General features: G+C 44.5%; 18 protein-coding genes and 2 pseudogenes. 3 read left to right on the top strand and 17 right to left on the bottom strand.

What is annotated here, in order from left to right; translation table 11 throughout:
* Positions 1-77: 77 nt before the first annotated feature.
* From RS881_RS46845 to RS881_RS46905, 14 genes and pseudogenes are all read right to left on the bottom strand, one after another.
* The gene (locus tag RS881_RS46845) at positions 78-1,424 is read right to left on the bottom strand and encodes an alpha amylase family protein (protein WP_315817099.1); all 1,347 of its coding nucleotides are present in this window, start codon (positions 1,422-1,424) and stop codon (positions 78-80) included.
* Between the two features lie 78 nt (positions 1,425-1,502).
* A complete protein-coding gene (locus RS881_RS46850) occupies positions 1,503-3,173 on the bottom strand; it encodes a DUF5018 domain-containing protein (RefSeq protein ID WP_315817100.1) in 1,671 nt (556 codons plus the stop codon).
* Between the two features lie 19 nt (positions 3,174-3,192).
* A pseudogene (locus RS881_RS46860) lies at positions 3,193-4,898 on the bottom strand (RagB/SusD family nutrient uptake outer membrane protein).
* A 17-nt stretch (positions 4,899-4,915) separates the two neighbouring features.
* A complete protein-coding gene (locus RS881_RS46865) occupies positions 4,916-6,022 on the bottom strand; it encodes a SusC/RagA family TonB-linked outer membrane protein (protein ID WP_315817103.1) in 1,107 nt (368 codons plus the stop codon).
* On the bottom strand, positions 6,022-6,987 hold the full coding sequence (locus tag RS881_RS46870; protein ID WP_315817104.1) for a SusC/RagA family TonB-linked outer membrane protein: 966 nt from the start codon (positions 6,985-6,987) through the stop codon (positions 6,022-6,024). The genes RS881_RS46865 and RS881_RS46870 overlap by 1 nt, the downstream gene beginning before the upstream one ends.
* Positions 6,984-7,442 carry a hypothetical protein gene (locus RS881_RS46875; RefSeq protein ID WP_315817105.1) on the bottom strand — a complete coding sequence of 153 codons (459 nt, stop codon included), beginning with the start codon at positions 7,440-7,442 and terminating at the stop codon, positions 6,984-6,986. Before RS881_RS46875 ends, RS881_RS46870 begins: the two co-directional genes overlap by 4 nt.
* A gap of 3 nt (positions 7,443-7,445) precedes the next feature.
* Positions 7,446-7,493, bottom strand: a pseudogene (locus RS881_RS60910) (hypothetical protein); the annotation flags it as partial.
* Positions 7,490-7,732, bottom strand: coding sequence for a TonB-dependent receptor plug domain-containing protein (locus RS881_RS46880; protein ID WP_315817106.1), 243 nt, complete (start codon positions 7,730-7,732; stop codon positions 7,490-7,492). The pseudogene RS881_RS60910 and the gene RS881_RS46880, both read right to left, overlap by 4 nt.
* Positions 7,726-8,106, bottom strand: coding sequence for a carboxypeptidase-like regulatory domain-containing protein (locus tag RS881_RS46885; RefSeq protein ID WP_315817107.1), 381 nt, complete (start codon positions 8,104-8,106; stop codon positions 7,726-7,728). Before RS881_RS46885 ends, RS881_RS46880 begins: the two co-directional genes overlap by 7 nt.
* A gap of 47 nt (positions 8,107-8,153) precedes the next feature.
* Positions 8,154-9,113: an FAD-dependent oxidoreductase gene (locus RS881_RS46890; protein ID WP_315817108.1), complete on the bottom strand. Its 960-nt coding sequence runs from the start codon at positions 9,111-9,113 to the stop codon at positions 8,154-8,156.
* Positions 9,011-9,490 (bottom strand): FAD-dependent oxidoreductase, encoded by a 480-nt coding sequence (locus RS881_RS46895; protein ID WP_350340025.1) that lies wholly within the window; start codon positions 9,488-9,490, stop codon positions 9,011-9,013. Before RS881_RS46895 ends, RS881_RS46890 begins: the two co-directional genes overlap by 103 nt.
* Before the next feature lie 28 nt (positions 9,491-9,518).
* Complete coding sequence (locus tag RS881_RS60915; RefSeq protein WP_350340026.1) at positions 9,519-9,626, bottom strand: AGE family epimerase/isomerase; 108 nt, start codon at positions 9,624-9,626, stop codon at positions 9,519-9,521.
* Positions 9,586-10,014 (bottom strand): AGE family epimerase/isomerase, encoded by a 429-nt coding sequence (locus tag RS881_RS46900; protein WP_315817110.1) that lies wholly within the window; start codon positions 10,012-10,014, stop codon positions 9,586-9,588. Before RS881_RS46900 ends, RS881_RS60915 begins: the two co-directional genes overlap by 41 nt.
* The gene (locus tag RS881_RS46905) at positions 10,011-10,517 is read right to left on the bottom strand and encodes an AGE family epimerase/isomerase (RefSeq protein ID WP_315817111.1); all 507 of its coding nucleotides are present in this window, start codon (positions 10,515-10,517) and stop codon (positions 10,011-10,013) included. The genes RS881_RS46900 and RS881_RS46905 overlap by 4 nt, the downstream gene beginning before the upstream one ends.
* A gap of 300 nt (positions 10,518-10,817) precedes the next feature.
* On the opposite strand from RS881_RS46905, the gene RS881_RS46910 reads away from it, so the two are divergent.
* From RS881_RS46910 to RS881_RS46920, 3 genes are all read left to right on the top strand, one after another.
* Positions 10,818-11,633, top strand: a complete 816-nt coding sequence (locus RS881_RS46910) for an ROK family transcriptional regulator (RefSeq protein ID WP_315817112.1) — start codon at positions 10,818-10,820, stop codon at positions 11,631-11,633.
* Positions 11,551-11,895, top strand: coding sequence for an ROK family protein (locus RS881_RS46915; RefSeq protein WP_315817113.1), 345 nt, complete (start codon positions 11,551-11,553; stop codon positions 11,893-11,895). Before RS881_RS46910 ends, RS881_RS46915 begins: the two co-directional genes overlap by 83 nt.
* A gap of 260 nt (positions 11,896-12,155) precedes the next feature.
* Positions 12,156-13,238 carry a copper amine oxidase gene (locus RS881_RS46920; protein ID WP_315817114.1) on the top strand — a complete coding sequence of 361 codons (1,083 nt, stop codon included), beginning with the start codon at positions 12,156-12,158 and terminating at the stop codon, positions 13,236-13,238.
* A gap of 246 nt (positions 13,239-13,484) precedes the next feature.
* Here the strand turns inward: RS881_RS46920 and RS881_RS46925 are convergent, their stop codons facing one another.
* The 3 genes from RS881_RS46925 to RS881_RS46935 form a co-directional block, all read right to left on the bottom strand.
* Positions 13,485-14,741: a hypothetical protein gene (locus tag RS881_RS46925; RefSeq protein ID WP_315817115.1), complete on the bottom strand. Its 1,257-nt coding sequence runs from the start codon at positions 14,739-14,741 to the stop codon at positions 13,485-13,487.
* Between the two features lie 580 nt (positions 14,742-15,321).
* On the bottom strand, positions 15,322-16,032 hold the full coding sequence (locus RS881_RS46930; RefSeq protein ID WP_315817116.1) for a peptidase associated/transthyretin-like domain-containing protein: 711 nt from the start codon (positions 16,030-16,032) through the stop codon (positions 15,322-15,324).
* A 1,544-nt stretch (positions 16,033-17,576) separates the two neighbouring features.
* Positions 17,577-18,209 carry a hypothetical protein gene (locus RS881_RS46935; protein WP_315817117.1) on the bottom strand — a complete coding sequence of 211 codons (633 nt, stop codon included), beginning with the start codon at positions 18,207-18,209 and terminating at the stop codon, positions 17,577-17,579.
* Positions 18,210-18,256: the final 47 nt, after the last annotated feature.

Consider the following 18,256-nt stretch of genomic DNA (forward strand, 5'->3'; position numbering starts at 1 on the left):
AGAGTGACCCACCTTTAGGCCAGGGTGAGCCGCTTATTGCTTGATACCCTCCTTAATAGCATCCCATAAAGGTTGCTTCAGGCGGTTGTATTGGGGGCATATACGTGTACCACATCAAACAGCATGATACCGCCGGATGTATTGTTCAGAATATACTTGATAGCCCTGGATATCTCTCCTTTATTGGGCCAGTCTACATTACCCATGTCGATACTGGCATATAAAGGCACTTTGTTTTTGGTGATGTATTTGGTACCGTTGATAGAACCTTCCACGCTCCACCAATGGTATTTGAGGTTGGCTGTAGCGGCATTCTCCGACAACATGATCTGGGTAAAGTAGTTGCCGGTCATCAGCTGGTCCAGCTGCTCAGTATATCCATTTTTACCATAATTGGGATAGGCCCAGTCAAAACGGATCTCCTGGTCATTAAATGGATCGTATTCTTCGCTGGCCCAGTTTACGCCTACCTGGTAATAAGTGGTATACCAGGCGCCTACGTAAACACCAAAGCTTACATTCGACTTCACGCCTTTTACTGCTGCGCGGGCTTTTTTGAAGAAGTCATGAATTACACCGGTACGATAGAGTAACCATTTTTGATAGTATTTACCAGTAACAGCAGGCAGGGTTTGTCCATTGCTCGATCTCCAGGTGGTTACGATATCATTAGGGAAATTCATATTGGCCGCTGCATTGTCGTTGAATTTTTCCTTGAGGAAGTTGATAAACTGAGTCTTGGAGAAATCAGAGAAATCGGCGTCGATATCGGTGTAGCGGGCATAATCGAGGATGAATCCGTCAATATCATATTTACCAACGATCTCTTTTACGATATTCAAAGCACGTTCCTGTACTTCGGGGCGAGCGGGGTTTACAAAAGCATTACGGCCGGTAGTGGTAACGGGTACACGTTTGCCGGTTACATCGCATACAATACTTTCATATTGTTTGAAAGCAGGGTCATCAAATACGGGTCCTACCTGCCGGTTGCCATCACCTTCTACCATGGTAACGATGGAGGTATATACTTTAAAGTTGCGCTTGCGGGCTTCTTTGATCATATACCCAACATAGTCCACATTGGCAGGCAGTGATTTGCCATCAAAAGTGGTCAATTGTTTTGTATAGGCGCTGGGATACATGGTATAACCGCTGCTGCCTTTTACATCGATCACCAGTCCGGTAACACCCGATTCCTGCAGGGTATCCAATACTTTCTTCAGGGCGGTAGTATCATTCAATCTTCCATAAGTGCCAAATACATTGGAGCGGGCGTCTACCCAGGCAATTACATTCCTGCCTGGTTTTACAGGCTTGGAGGTATCCACCGGGTTAACGGGGCCTCCACCAGGGGAATCTGACTTTTTACAGGCTGTTCCCAGGAGTAATGCAATACCTATGAGGGATAAGAAGTATTTCATGATCATCTGTTTGGTTGTACTATTTTTTGATACCTGTTTCCAGTTGCGAGCAACCGGAAACCGGTAACGAATGATTTATTATGGGGCATAATTGGTAAACTCATGCGCCATGATACCGCCATTGGTCAGCAACATGTACACCTGCATCCGCTCCTTGTTGTTGGAGTATCCCACGGCAATATCGGCTGTTCCATTACCATTGGCTGTTCCGTTGAGCTCTTCGGAATTAAATACATTGAAAGAACCATAATCGGGGCTGCCGGGCGCCATACTAATGGAGGAAGTCCGGGTAACATCAAATAATGACATCTGCACCTTGTTCAAATCGTAGGTATTGATGTACTTCACAATGGACAGGTAATTGGCATTGTTGAACCGGTTGTAGGCGGTGGGCATGGTGAATACTACATTGGGCATGGCAGCAAAACCGGCCGTTCTTTCATGAGTGGTACCATTTACCAGGGCTACTTCAAACTGGTAGTTGATAAAATAATCGGCATTGGGGCCAGTACCAATGGGCTGCGCTTCGGCATAATACCCCATGAATACGGAGGAACCACCTGTAATGGACTTATACGTGATCACTTCAGGTGTTTGGCTCACCGCCACCCCATTCACGATACGCCATTTGTAAATAACGGCCGATTGACCGGCAGGCGCCATGATCACGGCATCGCCATTGAGGTCGCCATATACGTTCACTCTTCTACCTACACCACCGTCGCCGGTAATGGCTGCAGGATTATTATTGGTCCATTCTACCAGCTTAACGGGTGCCGCATCGTTCACATCGTTGTAGCGATACAGGATAAACTTGCTGTTCTTGGGTGCCCAGGAGGCAGCCAGGAGGTGATCGGCTGAATCATTGATCACCTGGAAATTCGTAGCGGTAAATGGATTGTACATATCTTTTATGTACGCTCCAGTGAAACGATTAAACACGCTGAACTTAGCAGGCGTGGTTCTTCTTGTTAGTACCAGGTTATCACCACTTACGGCCAGACACACTTCGTTGTTGGCGGTGAAACCCAGTTCAGCGCCAGGCTTATTCCACAACTTGCGGTTGATACCTACACCATAGGCCAGTTTCACGGGTTCCAGTGCACGCAGGGTATAGGTTTTAACTACTCCGTCCACACCAGTCACGCTAAAAGGCACATTGGAAGAAAGGTTGATCGAAGCTCCATAAGTAATAGATCCTTTGGAGTGCTTGTTGATGTCATAGGTCAGCGTAGCATTTGATACATTGGTGCCAGGCATTACATAGAACAAGATCTCATTGGCTTGAACAACGCCTTCTATTTCTTCGGTAGTGCCACCGTTGGTAAGAGATATCTTAGCGCTGTTAACGGACAAGTCTCCCACCTTTTTGGTCATGATCACATATTTCGATTGGGCACCATTGCCAGCTGTAATGGTTACTGTAAGCGGCTTGGTAAGGTCCATCACTCCACCCAGGGACGGACTGATGCTGGCATCGCCTGGAATGGTAGCGCGTACAATCATTTTGGTGATGTCAACATTGTTATCGGAAGTAGCCGGGTAAAACCAGGGTACATCAAAATACACCGTATCGTTGCTGTAGCGGGGATTGAACAGGCGGTCTTTGCCTGCTCCCTGCGTAGTGAGGTAAATATCAGCCAGGTTGCTTTGTTCCTTGCGGATGACGGGATCGGCCTTGCGACAGGCGGGGATCAGGGCCACGGCTGTAGAAAGACCTGTTATGAAGAGGAAGAGCGTTTTTTTCATGTAATATCTTTTAAACAGTTTACCATCCTTTTATTTGAGTAAGGGCTGCATTGTTCTGTAATTCCGATTGCGGAATAGGAATATAGTACAAGGCGGGCGTGAACTGCCTGTCCATATTATCGCAGCTAATGGATTCATATTTAAATCCACCACCGGAAGCAGTTACACGATGACCGGTAAAACGTACTCCATTCAATACAATATGTGCTTTGCGCCAGCGGCGGAGGTCCCAATAGCGATGGCCTTCAAAAGCCAGTTCTACTTTGCGCTCATGCTCGATGGCTTGCATCAGGCGGGCGGCAGTGGCAGCTGTTGTATTTGGCAGGCCACGTTTGTTGCGCAGATCGCTTAATGCCTGCTGTGCAGCACCCAGGTCATTGAGCTTGGTCTTGGCTTCGGCATAGATCAGCAGGATCTCGGCATAACGTAGTTCGATCCAGCTTTGGGAACTTTTGTTTTGTACAAAATTGTTCACCACGGGGTTCAGCATCTTTTGATGTAGTAACCGGTAACGGTGGTACGGGGCTCGGTAATAGAAGCATACTCCTTAAATCCTTCTGTTACATTGGTGGGAGTAGTATTGATGGTGCGTCCTTTCCAGGAAGCGCCATTGTACAATATGGTGGCATAAAACCGGGGCTCCCGATTGGTATAAGGATTGGCAGCCTGGGTAGCATTGCTCCAGGAAAAGGGGTTGCCATCGCTCATTTCAAATTCATTGACCAGCTCGGCAGTGGGTACACCATACACCAGGCAATTGGCCTTGTCATCACCGGGAGGCGCAAAGCCAAGGTCAAAGTTGTGTGTAACCTGTGGAGATACATAGTCAATTTTGAAGATGGCCTCTTTTGTATTTTTATTGGTAAAGATGGCATTGAAATCTGATTCCAACGCATAGATACCTTCATTTGCCAGGTCCATCACCGCTTTGGCAGCATTGGCTGCATTTTGGTAATAGGTTTGGGCATTACCAGTGGCTACACCCGTTTTATCGTCCTGGTTGTATTGCTTCTTATCATTTTCGGCAATTGAAGCGGCATAGAGCCAGGTACGCGCCAGCATACCATAAGCAGCCCCCTTGGTAGCTTTACCGGTACGGGTAGCGTCCCAGGTCTTGGGCAGGTTTTCGGCAGCAAAAGAAAAATCAGCTGCTATGAATTTATAGCATTCTTCTTCGGAAGAACGCTGACGGTCTTTGGTCTTATACTGATCCATATTCTCCATCAACACCACACTACCATGCAGTTTGACGAGCCAGAAATATACATAGCCGCGCACAAAACGGGCTTCGGCCTCATATTTCTTCTTGGTGGCTTCATCCAATGGGGCATTTTTGGCCAATCCATCGAGGAATTCATTTACCCGGCGAATACGGCCATATCCTGAAGACCAGTAGTTCAACATAGGGCCTGCGGCATTAACCCGGGAGGCATCGGTAGCCAATGCATTGACGGTACCATTACCCAATACGGAAGAAGTATACTTTTCTATATCAGTCAGGGCATCAGTAGCATTGTCGTAGCCAATGGGGAAGGCGCCAAACTGAAAGGTTTTGAACTCATTGTACATGCCATTCATGTACAGCTCTACATTGGCTGGATTGGACCAAACCGTTCCTTCCGTATACCTGTCGGTAGGCATGATATCTACATCACAGCTCTGGGCGCCCACCAGTATGCCTGCCGCCAGTAAAGTTTTTTGTATGATAGAAAATGATTTGCTCATAAAGTGAGAATTGTAGATTAGAAAGTAATGTTTACACCACCCGAGAACATGCGTTGCTGCGGATAGAAACCATTGTTCACGTTGGGCATTTCCGGATCGAGGTACTTCAGCTTATCCCAGGTAATGAGGTTGAAGCCGGAAACATAAAAGCGTACCTGCTGAACCTTGATCCTGCCGAGCATTCTTGCGGGCAGGCGGTAACCCAATTGAGCCGATTTAAGACGGATGTAAGAACCATCGCGCACCCAACCAGAGTTGATGTGTGCGTTGTGTGAAGAAAGGGTCGACTTATACGATGTAAGTCTGGGGAATGCAGCATTGGGATTATCGGGTGTCCATGAATTTTCTACCAGGAAGTAAGGAGAGTTACCATAGCCATAGAAGGTTTTGGTAAAAGGTGTATTGTCATCTACTCCACTCGTACCGCTGGAGCCTTCGTAGGTACCTGCCAGGTTTACATTGGCAAGGGCTGCACCCTGGAAGAGGGCCGTGAAATCAAAACCGCCATACGACATGTCAATGTTCAGACCATACATCAGTTCGGGCAGGTTGCTACGGCCAATAACTGTAAAATCATCAGCACGGGTGATACGGCCATCGCCATTCAGGTCGCGGTATTTAAAGAAACCAGGAGCTACAAAGCTTCCGCTGGGTGAAGTAGCATTGGATGCTTCTTCCCAGTTTTGGTACATACCATCTACTACAAAACCACGCTTGGCGCCAATGCTTTGGCCTACTTCACGTAGCCAGGCAGGTAAACCTGAACTTTCATTTTTACGGATGATCTTATTCTTGGCCCAGTTCAAATTGGCAGTAACACCATATTGGAATTTATTGATGTGATTGCGGTGTCTGATCTGTAAATCGAAACCACGGTTATCCACGATACCATAGTTTACGGTAGCAGGGAAATATCCACCAATAGTAGCAGGATAAAGACCACCTACCCCATCGAGGATATCTTTGGTTGTTTTATAAAACCATTCAAAGTCGAATGCCAACAGACCATTCCAAAGTACAGATTCAAAGCCTACATTACTTTGTATAGCCGTTTCCCAATGGATGTCTTCATTAGGCGGATTGCCAGTGAACAAAGCGGCTACGGGCACACCACCGATCACCATTACCGGGGAAGTGGTAAGGAGAAGGTACGCATGTAAGCAAAGTTGGCAGCATTGTCGTTACCTACTTTACCAATAGAACCTTTCAGTTTCAGGTAATTGACGGTACTGCTCAGGCGGTCGAAGAAGGATTCCTTGCTGATCACCCAGCCAGCGCCTACGGCGGGGAAGATATCCCAACGTTTGGCAGGCATAAAGTTTACAGAAGCGTCATAACGGCTGGCTATTTCCAGCAGGTACCTGTCTTTAAAGGTATAGTTAACGCGCGCCACCATACCCGCTCTCGAATCGTCGATAGCACTGGAGCCTGTGGGCGATATCAGGTCATCATTGGCTTTGCTGCCATAACCGATCTCATGCAGATCAGTCAGCGCAAAGTTGCTTGCGCCAGTAGAGAATACATTTGATTTCTGCTGAGACCATTCATACAATACGAGGGCACTCACAGCATGATCGCCGAACTGGTTGGTATAGGTAATGCTGGGTTGAAAAGTTTTGCGGTTGTATTGGCTATACGATTGGCGCAGGGTGGTTTTGGTGATACCAGGTAAAGTATTGACAACTTGGAAATCACCCGTCACCATATCTCTATCACGCCCCATCAAGGTATAAGGTGTCAACCAGCTCTTGTTTTCAGTGCTACTTTTGTCGTAAGCTGCCAGTAATTTCATTTCCAGGCCTTTTACGCCAGGTACTTTTATTTTGAAAGCGATATTACCCTGGAATACGTTGGTTTGTCCACGCTGGTAGCCCGATTTCTCCACCGAAGCAATGGGATTTACCCACCCGGCATTACTACGGTAGCCCACCGGTAAGCCATTCGGTGCATACATGGGCAGGTTGGGCAACATGCGAACACCCTGATAAAAGGGGTTCAGGTAGGCATTGTTATCGGGAGAAATACCTGGTGTATTGGTCAATTGCTGACGAAGGCCCAGGTCCAACGCTACTGAGAATACTTCATTCAATTCAGCATCGAGGTTGGAACGTACATTGTAGCGTTTGAAGCCTGTATTTTTACTACACCGTCCTGATCCAACATACCTACAGAGGTAAAGTACTTTACTTTATCGGTACCTCCACGTATGGTAACGGCATGTTGCTGGCTGATAGCTTCCCGTCCTACCAACTGGTCGAGCCAATCTGTATTGCCCAATAAAGGGTTCGTATTGGTACCATTGCGCAGGTCATCAATTTGTTTTTGGGTGTACACATACGGTTGCAGCGAAGCGCCTGTATGGTCATTGTAGTCATTATCCATATCAATCCCCTTATTGTACCATTCCATATAATCGGGACCATTCAGGAATTTGGGGAAACGGGTATTTTGACTTACTGTTATAGCACCATCATAACTTACAACAGGTTTGCCACTTTTACCACGCTTGGTAGTAATGAGGATAATACCATTGGCTGCCTGCAAACCGTAGGCAGCTGTAGAAACGGCATCCTTTAATATGGTGATGCTTTCTATCTCACTGGGATCGAGGTGGCTGAAAGAGGGACGTTGTACGTTGTCAATAATAATGAGGGGGTACTACTGTTATAAGTGCCAATACCCCGTATCCTGATCATGGCATCATCAGCACCCGGGCGGCCTGATTGTTGCACGGTGGTTACACCGGGCAAACGGCCAGCCAGCATATTGGTGACGTTCATAGCAGGCGCTTGTTTCAGCACATCGCCACTGATTTGTGAAACGGAACCTACCACATTGCCTTTTTCTGACGGCCATAGGCTACTACAACTACCTCATCGAGGTCTTTTAATGTCTTTTCAAGGGTTAGCTTCAAATGCTCGCCCGCATTGGCAGTCATGGTTTGAGGCGAATAGCCCGTCATAGATACCGTCAGGATGGTTCTACTGGTTGTAATGGGCAAAACGAACTTTCCTTCTGCATCAGAAGAAGTGCCCTGGGTAGTGCCTTTAATAAGGATAGATACGCCGGCTAATGGAAGCCCATCAGCAGACAGGATGGTTCCTGAAACCGTTTTTGACTGGCCCATCGTTATCAGATGGTAGGTCATAAAGAATGCGAGCAGCCAGATCCTGCGCCCTGCAAACAAAAGATGCCGGAATTGTCTCATATACAACTGCATTGGTTAAAAAGGAGGTTTAGAATGTTTAAGGCCTGCTATTCCAGGTTGCCCGAAATAGTGATTGACTTCTCGAAAGGATGAAGGTATTTGTCGAGCAATACAGCAACAGACCGTCTGTTGAGCGTATGGCCGCCAGCATCATGGGAAAGGTTTATGGAAGCATTGCGTAGTTCCACTGTCACTTGTGATTCGGTAACATCGGTGCCTGCTGCTTTGAATATTTTGATCAGTTCGGATACGGTGAGCATTTCGCCGGAAGCTGCCCAATAGGATTTTAAAGCGGGATAATATGATCGAAGGCCCTGAACGAGTTCATAAGCACTGATGGGCTGATTGGGATAGAACCAGGTTTGGTTGGCCCAGAGATAAGGAACACCGGTTCCTTTTAATATACCGGTAGCGCCTATCTTTTGAATGGTGCTGAACTGGGGGTCGGAAGGAGGTACATCAATAAACGGCATGAGGTAGCCATTGGCCTTCAGCAAATGGGTCTGAACATCGCGCACGCTCAACTGCGCCGGTTGTTTATTTTGTTGTACACACAAGGCGGCTAACAAGCCGGCTGCCTGACCCAACTGAAGTACTACGGGCTGCAAACGGGTAGCACCATTTACAATATTGGTAACACTAATGCTTTTCTCGGCCACGATCAAGCCTTCTACGCTACGGGGTATGAGGCTGCCCATGGGCACATTGTAGGAAGGCACTTTGATCTTTACAAAATCAATAGCGGGAGCCGCGGGATTTTTCAGGTGATGGTGATCAATGGTATAATCGCCTACAGCAATACCAGTACGATAAAGGGGATCGGTCATTTCATAAGGACGGGCCACATGGTTAACTGTTAGTTGCACCAATCCTTTCAACCGGCGTGATTCGCGGTGATAGGGGATCATGGGCAATTTATCCCTGGTAGGGAATTCATCATCGGCCAGGCCCAGGTTCTTATAACCCAATCCGGTTTGCAGGTAATAAATAAAACGCAGGGTATGCAATTTGGCCTGGTGTAATAACAGCTCTCTTTCGGCTGGTGTTTTTCAACGAGGTGGAGGTAAATATCATTGCCGCATTTAGGCCAGTTGATCATGTACTTGTTACCCGGCAGACGACCATACTGGATCATGCGATAACAATTGTTTTGTGGACTGTCGAAGGAAGCGGGATCGCTTACATCGCAAGCGCAATTAAACTCAGCAGCATTATATCCTTCGGGCCTGGGGATGGTTTTATTGGCGCTCTTACCATAATCTTTTAAGATGGCCACATAGGTAAGGTCCTGAATAATATCATTGGCTTTTTCGGGAGCCTGCTCTTCGCCGGTATCATGACGGCTATCCATTCCTACAGAATATGCAGCGCCGGTGGCGGCCATTACATCCCCTGTTCGGTAGCATCTATTACTATGGTGGCCAGGTATATTGATGTACTTTCTTAAACCATTTGAAGCAACGTTCATCGCCGGTTAATTCATACCCTTTGGCCAAGGCCACCAATGCTTCCACATGCACCCACCATAACTTCTGGTCCCATTCCAATTGCTGGGGGATTGTTCAATACATCCAGGAAATAAAAGATGCCGCCAAATTCTTTGTCCCATCCATATTCCAGGGTATGCAGCATAATATCACATGCCTTACGGATCAGGGCCTGGTCATTCATACGCCGTCCGAGGTCCATGATGAACCACATGGCTTCGATGGTATGGCCCGGATTGATGAGCCTGCCCTCAAAGCTGTTGGAAAAGGCCCCATTGGGTTGAACGCTTTCCAGGATCAGTCCGTGCTGTGGTTGATAAAATACCTCCATCACTTCATGGATCACAGTTGGAATGAATTCATTCACCCGGCCGGCACCTAACAGATGTTCCAGTTCCAGCGAAAGGTTGCACAGGATCATGGGCAGGCTAAAACCTTTAAGGGTCTTGTACCGGGATAAGCTTTGTTGTAAATACCTTTCCAGCTATCCTTGCGACGTAGTATGTTTTCAAACGTGTCGACTGCTATTTGTTTATACCGGTCGTTGGGAGCGGCTTTATCGAGCGAAGCAAAACCCATGGCAGCAAAGCAATCACTGAAAATATTGTAAGGTTGTGTAAGGGGCTTACCTTCGGCTGTCAGAGAAAAATACCAGTTGCCCGCAGTAGTATCGCGGCCATATTTTTCCATAAATGCAGCACCATGCAAGGCCATATCCAGCCATTCCTGCTTTTGGGCTACATTATTATACATATAGCTAAAGCACCATACCTGCCGGCCTTGCAACCACATGAACTTATCGGTATCATACACGCTACCATCGCGTTTGAGACAAGTGAAATAACCGCCGTTCTTCTCATCCCGGCTATGTTTGAGCCAGAACGGCAACACATTATCTACCATCATCGCGGTAAAGGGCCGCATAGGAACTATAAAGCAGTTGGTTTTCAGCAGGTAATTCTTCTGTCAGGCTTCCATTTCTAACATCCGACGCCATAAATCCTTGTTATTATTAATTTGTTTTACTTTTGCAGGTAAATTTAATAATTAATTTATTAAACAATCATAATTAGTAAATTTTTTTATTAAAAAAATCTCAATTAGGGCAGATTTATTATTTAAAACCTATTCTCTTATCTTAGTTAATGAAAAACTTTATCCCGATCCGGCTATGGCAGTTAAACAAAGCATATTTGAAATATTCTCAGAGGAAAATACCTCGGGGTGGCCTATAAGAATAGATCATTTAAAAGGGCCATCATCAATCACCTGGACCAAACAGGCAATACCACCATTACCGACCTGGCGCAAGAGATGAACGTCAGTGTACCCAAGATCACGAGCCTGATCAACGAGCTGATATCAGACGGCCTGGTGCAGGATTATGGAAAGGAAGATTCAAAAGGAGGTGGCCGCAAAGCCAACCTGTACGGGCTGGTAGCCGATTCGGCTTTCTTCCTGGGGGTGGATGTAAAACACTATTATATTAATATAGGGCTGCTGGATTTCAAGAAGAACCTGGTAAAGGCCGAGATGCATGTGCCCTACTTACTGGTGAATACCAAGGAAGCTTTTGAGCAATTGGTAAAGGTGATACAAACCTTTATCAGCCGGCTTCCAGATGAACACCGGAATATCCTGGCCCTATGTCTTAACCTCTCGGGCCGTATTAATAGTGAAAATGGGTATAGCTATAGTTTCTTCCATTTTCATGAAGAGCCGCTCAGCGCCACTATTGAAAAGATCACGGGCATCCATACTTTCCTGGAAAATGACTCCCGGGCCATGGCCTATGGTGAGTTTCACAATGGACTGGTAAAGGAGGAGAAGAATGTATTGTTTGTGAATATGGATTATGGGATTGGCTTGGGTATCATGATCGATGGAAAGATCTACCGCGGCAAATCGGGGTTTGGGGGTGAGTTTGGCCATATCTCTGGGATCAACCTCGGTATTGATGCAGAAGAACAAATTGCCCGAGAACCTCCACCTTTCCGATATCATCCAGGCAGCCATGAAGGAGGATGTTCTTTGTATTGAACTGATCGCTGAAATAGGCGAAAAGATTGGGCGCGGCATATCGGTACTCATCAATATTTTCAATCCTGAACTGGTGATCCTGGGTGGTATACTAGCCGAAACAGGCGATTATATCCGGCTCCCCATTCGTAGTGCATTAAATAAATTCTCCCTTAGCCTGGTCAACAATGATACGCAGCTCCATATGTCTAAACTGCAGGAAAAGGCCGGTGTAATTGGGGGTTGCCTCATTGCGCGGGACAAATTGTTGTCGATAAAATAGCTGCGTGCCAGGAGCCGGTTAATGGGGCGGCCTAGATTAAAAAAATAGGTAAAGCTGGATAAAGGCACTCTATTATTAAATTATATTACTAAATTCGCAATGGTTAATAAAAATATTATTTAACTAATCTACCATTGCAGACTCATGATTAAAAAGTTATTAACGAATGCAGGTTGCCTGTCCCTCCTGCTTAGCGGCAGCCTGGTAACAGCCCTCCCTCTTTTGCCCAGGAAATTACTCCCGAACTTAGTAAACGTATTTTGGCCTCTCCACAGGGTAGTATTGTGGAGCTGCCGGGTTTACTGACCGAAAAATTCCAGCAGATCGGCTACCGGAAGATCGTACTACCCGGACCGCAATACCTTATTTCGGATGATCCTGAATACATCAGGGTACCTGAAGCGATTGCTTTGCGCGAAGCGGTAGAACCAGGCGCAGTAAGGCTATATGTATACAATGTGAATGGCGTAAAAGAGCCGGCCAAGATAGAAACACGGATTGCAGCGGTGATCAAGAATACGGGTAAGACCGATATGCGCCTGCGTATGTTGAAATACTCATCGCAGAAACCAACTACCAATTATTTCCTCGCTGGTAAACAAGGATTGGCCGATTTCTTTGCCGCCCAACCACAAACCACGGTACGGATCATTAAACCGGGCAAGTCACTGGCCATTGATCCTGCACAAGAGAAATATGTAGCTAAATATGATGAACTGGTACATGGTTTTTATGAATTCATCATCGACCAGCCCGGAGAGATCAGCATTTTACAAACGGATCTTAAAACCCCGGTCACTGTAGCTGTTGACCGTATTAAAACGATATTGCCATTTAAGGGTAATAATGCCGGTCGTGGTACATTTGGTGTATCCAATTACAATGTGTTGACCCAAGAAACACTTGATACTAAAAATGGCATCCGTCAGATCATTATGGCCGATGGCAATAACGATCCCTGGGTAGTGGGCAAGGAGTATACCAGTAGCCAAGTAGCTGGTTTGGCTGGCAACTATGGGGTGATGTACCAAGTAGAGATGAAATGGAAGAGTACTGATGGCCGTGGGCTGGCGCTGGTAACCTGGAACTCCCGGGCTGATAATGGACAATGGTGTGGCGGTATGGCCAATACCATGGTAGTAAGTAAAGGTAAGTTTAAAGAGGGGATCATTCAATTGCCCTCCGACAAGTTAATCACCAGAAAAGCGCCTGAGGCCATCCTGGTGCAGGTATTTCCACCAGCTGGGAATGGAGAGGAGCAAACCATTCGCTTTACTTATTCCCCTCCTGGCGCCTCTTGCCTGCCTACGCCGCTGGTGTTTATACCGGTGGATATGAAATAAGGTTGTAAATGTTCATTATAATAGCAAAGGCCAGGCGTTTCGTCCTGGCCTTTGTAATGACATGAAGGGGAAACTCAATTCGTTTCTTGTCTTTTGACCTCCGTTTTGCCAAACTTGCGCGGGTAATAAGAAAACGTCAGCAGGAAATATTGTTGCAACCCATTCGAAATCCTGGTGGTAGTTCCATAAGCATTGACGCTGTTGCTGATGTTCTGATATTTTTTAGCAAATCCATCGCCGAAAACTTTAACTCCCCTGCTGCTTCATAAACCGGTAAGTAGCGAATGAATTCCAGAGAACAATGGGCTTATTTAAATTAGAGTTGGCAATATGATCCACCGTACTGCTAAAGGTGAATCCAGCCGGGTAGTTGACAACGATCCCGAGCTTTGAGGTAGTGCTGTTATTTTTAAAGGAATTCAGCCCCGGAGCAGTTGGCGTGGTCTTATTATGTTGCAAAGTTCGACCTACAGTAAATACAAGCGTTGAACTAAGTGAGAATTGAAGGGTAAATTGATTGAGCAAACTAATGGTTTTACTAATGTTGTTGAACCCGTCAATATAATTGGGTTGTTTGCCAGTCCTGAATTCGCCATTGTACATGAGCTGAAGATTATTTTTATTGATCTTTCTCGATATATTAAGATTATAGTTGAGGTTAATGTTACTGGCTTTATCTGCATTCGTAGAATAATAGGTCCTTTTGCCAGAAAGATCATTCATGATACTGTCTGTCACAGGATCCAATGACAGGTAATACCCACCATACATATTGCCATTGATAGCATACGGCGATCCTTTGTTTTCGCTATTAAAATGAGCGTTCAGGTTAATCGCGTGGTTAATACTGTTTCGCAGGTTCGGATTACCAATTCTGATCTCATAGGCATTGACATCGTCAACAATGGTATATAGCCGGTCAATGGAAGGATACTCCATGGATTTGGTGTAATTAGCCGACAAGTAATAGTTGTATTTATCTATTTTGGCATATTGATAACTGAGTGCCCCTTCATACCGGAAAAACTGGAAAGAGCGGGTCAGGTTTCTTTTTGCGAAGGAGGAGGTATTTTTGTCGGTTTTAAGATCTTCCAGCAGCTTAAACTGCATATTGAAGCTTCGGTATGATGTTTCATTGTAATTGTAAAAATCCTTTGCCAGGGACACGAAAGGCGTGTACTCAAGCACATCTCCCGTATTTGAGTAAGAGAGGTTACTATTAAAATTACGCACTTTCGCAACAGTGTCATAATCAGTTACGAGGGTATTATCTGTTGTACGGGTATAATTAAACCATTGGCCCAACTGGAGGTTTACTCCAAACAAATTATACCTTCCCAACAGCAATCTTTTAAAACCTGCATAATCAAGGTTTCCGGTTATGTTAACCCTTTGGCTATTGGTGGTGTAATGCCGGTTGATGTAAGTATTCTTACTCCTATCGGTCGTGGACTCAAATACACTTACCATGTCTCTTTCCGACACCGTATTTACACGGCTCATTCCGACTTGACTGTTAAAGCCTTGTAACGGATCCTCATTATTGGATTTACTAAAAGATATATTCAGTAATTCATCATCCGATCTTTGACTATTCTGTGTAGTCGTACGATTTGTACTTTGTAACTGATTCATGGAATCTCTTACTTCAGTTGAACGGTATGAATGACCGTTCTCTCTGTTGGTATTTATTGCACCATTTATGTCCAGGTTATCGTTGTAGCTATTGGTCTTAAGATATTTCAACCCGATAGCATGCTTGTCCTGCCGATTGCTTTCCACACCCTCATCGCGAATAAACTGCGGATTATCGATCGTCGTTCTGTTCTCGTAACTTTGGTCGGTAATATATGCGTTGGTTCCTGATTTATTGTAATTGAGGGTAAGCCGGTCATTTTGCCGGCTGTTGGCAGATTCAAAAAATTATGTACAAAAACACCACCAATACTATGATTTTTGTTGATGCCATTGGTTCCAAACCGGCCTACATTGTATAGGTTAGGGTTATAATTTCTGTAGGTGTTACTTTGAAATATCTCCTGTAGGTTTCCGATATTTTTATTGATATTATTGATACCGCCTCCTATACCAATACTACTCTTCTTATTATACATTTGTAAGGAAAGATCGGATTCAAATCGGTCAAGGGTGCCATAGCCAACCCCTGCTTTGCCGAAGTATCCTTTTTGCTTTTTTCTTTTAGTTTTAGGTTCATCGTGAGCAGTGAATCTTTGCGCTGAGTTGGCTGACCGATCTTACTTCGATCGTACTCCTGATAAAGCTGTACTTTTTCGATAGCAGATTTAGGAAGGTTCTGGGTGGCTACGCGGGAATCTGTTGATCCCATAAACGGCTTTCCATCAACCAGGAGATTTTGTACTTTTTTGCCATTGACCGTTATGGTTCCATCAGCCCAGATGGTAATACCGTCAACCTGGTTCAATAATTCTTCTACAACGGCATCCTCTTTCATCTTAAAGGCTGCGGGATTGATCTCCAGGGTGTCGCCGTTCATCCGGATGGGAATTCTAGCCGTTACCACTACGGTATCTTTACTATTCAGCGTTAATAATACAGCTAGCGTATCCGTTTTGGCTGCATCCTGCTGAATAGAGGTATAGTAACTAATGTATCCCGTATAAGAAACACTTACCAGTAACTTTCGCTTCAGCGGTAATTTTTCAATGTTGAATAGGCCATTTTTATCAGACAGTTGATAGGCAACCATCGAAGAATCCTGTCCTAAAACGGTTATTGTTGCCAGTTCAAGCGGCGTTTTGGTTTCAAGGTCCATGACCGAACCTGTTAGCTTACCGGTTTGGCTAAAGGTCAGTGTGGACAGGATCAGTAAAAACAGGCAAGGAAAGTCTGTTTCAAGGTTAGTTTTTAAATTTGAATTCGATAATGACGGGTGTTGTAGCAGGAGGCTTATTTTTAAAAAAGTTTTCCAGTTCCGGAGGGACCGGAACGTTCTTATTTTTTCAAAGAAAGTAAGAATGTCGCCGGCCTTTTGTGTTTTGTAGATCCTGTCGTTCTTTCGTGAGATCCCAAATTCGCCTAGTAACGATAAATTATACTGGCTGCTGTCTGGCTTAATATTTTTGACCTTGTAGGTGGTTTTGTCTTGCCTTCGATAGATGTAAGTTTCGTAATTACTTAGATAGGCTACCAAAAATAAATGAACCGCGGCGTTTCATAAAATGAATAAACCTGGTGGATCATCCAGCCATTGTTACGTTGAAAATTCTCCCGCTCAGTCTTATTCTTAAAGGACTTGGTAAAAAATGATGCCGGCAAACTATTTTCCAAAGGCAGCACTATCTGGTATACAGGCGATAAACTATCTCTCACCATTTTGTAAATGGTATCGCAATAAGGACGGGTAATAAAGTGGATATAAGGTGTATCCGTTTTATTGATACCAATGCCTTCATGTGCAAATAAAAATCTGGGTTCATGAATACGGTTGTAGGGGAAAAAAATTTCACCAACTGATTCCCCTGGTAAATCTTAAACTCATAATCCAGGCTATCCTTGTACAGCTCGCTCGTATTAATTTCTCCCGCGCCGTAAAAATCGTCGTAATAATGATAAGCATGTAAAATGTCGTTTTGTTGCGGAATATCTTTCTTAATGGTAAGCGATGTATCGTTTAAGTCAATCGTATATTTTTATAATACTTTTTATTACGTGGATTACTCCAATCCAACCTTATTTTTACTTCGTCTCTGGGTGTAAGTGAATAATTTTTATTATTTCCAAAAAATAAGACCTGGTTGGTATGTTCGTCATAAACCGGATAAAACCCTTCCCCTAATTTTTTATAGCTTATTTTTTTAATGAAACGTCCGTTTTTGCATACAGAAGAATTGCCCTACCAACATAATCCTTTATCAGGAAGTAATCATTTGTTATATCGACCTGATTATACATCGTCAATTCAACATCTTCTTTTACTTCTAAAGGGATAAACCGTATGGAGTCTACAAATTTTGATTGTTTTTCACTACCGGCTGCTTTGGGATGGAGATAGATCTTTTCTAGTTGTGCATTTGCGGTAGGTATAATGAAAAGGCAGCATAATATCAGGATAAAGTCATGTAAATATGTCCTCATTCAGGGTTAGTATTGTCACTCAAAAGTATAGTTGCAAATGTTAACACGCTCTTAAGTTTGTAATTAAGCGAATGCATTATTTCAAAAATGAATATATAGCCCAAAACAAGGGGGTTACTTTAGCAGCATATAGGAGTCGAGGAACAATACCCTGGTAAGGAGGTGGTGTAAAGGTGAAAATCAAGCAAGCCCATGTTGTATGCCGTATCTTTTTTTCTTGTTCTACCGTAAGCTCTTCATGCAGCAGCTTCCAGGTATTCTCATGAAAATCCCAAGTGTTTTCAGCAACAATGATACTCTTGTTGTCTTTTTCGCTACAATGTAGTTCCAACCTATGTCACTTTGTATATTGATAGTAATCAAACTGTAATGTTTCAAATTTTCAATATGGTAATGATCTCTTGAAATAGCTTCATCGTCTAAAATTGAGGAATACCCATAATTAGGATAAGGATAGGCAAGCAGCTCTTGTAAGTCATGAATTTCAATGACGCTTATAGTAAGTCGTATACAACTTTCCTGAACTTCAATAATCTCAACCTGTTTACAAAGGCAAAAAGCAAAGCTGTTTTCAAAATCAGTTTCACCTCCAATGCCTTCATGCAGCGAATAAGGATCAAGATAAAGTACCCAAAAATTATCATCCAGGTCTATTTTCAGGGGTCCATATAGCGTAAGTTCATACAATCTCCCAATTTCAGGCTTATTGGGTAAAAGTCCACCCCAATTTCCGCCTTTCGATTGCTCGTCTCTGAATTGACCAGTAATAGCAATTGGGCCTATTGAGCTGTATATATATTCATGACCGTGGTGGCAGTTTTTAATGCCACATTTTAAATGAATATTCTTTGCCATTGGGGTTATTCTTTTTATGGTATGCAACGGGTCTCAATCGGAAATAT

Source organism: Paraflavitalea speifideaquila (genome assembly GCF_032395985.1).
In the GTDB taxonomy this organism is placed as follows: domain Bacteria; phylum Bacteroidota; class Bacteroidia; order Chitinophagales; family Chitinophagaceae; genus Paraflavitalea; species Paraflavitalea speifideaquila.

What these genes read in the sequence shown, in the direction of transcription:
- RS881_RS46845 (WP_315817099.1), bottom strand. Translation starts at nt 1,424, where the DNA reads ATGAAATACTTCTTATCCCTCATAGGTATTGCATTACTCCTGGGAACA.
- RS881_RS46850 (WP_315817100.1), bottom strand. Translation starts at nt 3,173, where the DNA reads ATGAAAAAAACGCTCTTCCTCTTCATAACAGGTCTTTCTACAGCCGTG.
- RS881_RS46865 (WP_315817103.1), bottom strand. Translation starts at nt 6,022, where the DNA reads ATGGTGATCGGTGGTGTGCCCGTAGCCGCTTTGTTCACTGGCAATCCG.
- RS881_RS46885 (WP_315817107.1), bottom strand. Translation starts at nt 8,106, where the DNA reads ATGAGACAATTCCGGCATCTTTTGTTTGCAGGGCGCAGGATCTGGCTG.
- RS881_RS46895 (WP_350340025.1), bottom strand. Translation starts at nt 9,490, where the DNA reads ATGGCCGCCACCGGCGCTGCATATTCTGTAGGAATGGATAGCCGTCAT.
- RS881_RS46900 (WP_315817110.1), bottom strand. Translation starts at nt 10,014, where the DNA reads ATGATCCTGTGCAACCTTTCGCTGGAACTGGAACATCTGTTAGGTGCC.
- RS881_RS46905 (WP_315817111.1), bottom strand. Translation starts at nt 10,517, where the DNA reads ATGCGGCCCTTTACCGCGATGATGGTAGATAATGTGTTGCCGTTCTGG.
- RS881_RS46915 (WP_315817113.1), top strand. Translation starts at nt 11,551, where the DNA reads ATGCAGAAGAACAAATTGCCCGAGAACCTCCACCTTTCCGATATCATC.
- RS881_RS46925 (WP_315817115.1), bottom strand. Translation starts at nt 14,741, where the DNA reads ATGAGCCGTGTAAATACGGTGTCGGAAAGAGACATGGTAAGTGTATTT.
- RS881_RS46930 (WP_315817116.1), bottom strand. Translation starts at nt 16,032, where the DNA reads ATGGACCTTGAAACCAAAACGCCGCTTGAACTGGCAACAATAACCGTT.
- RS881_RS46935 (WP_315817117.1), bottom strand. Translation starts at nt 18,209, where the DNA reads ATGGCAAAGAATATTCATTTAAAATGTGGCATTAAAAACTGCCACCAC.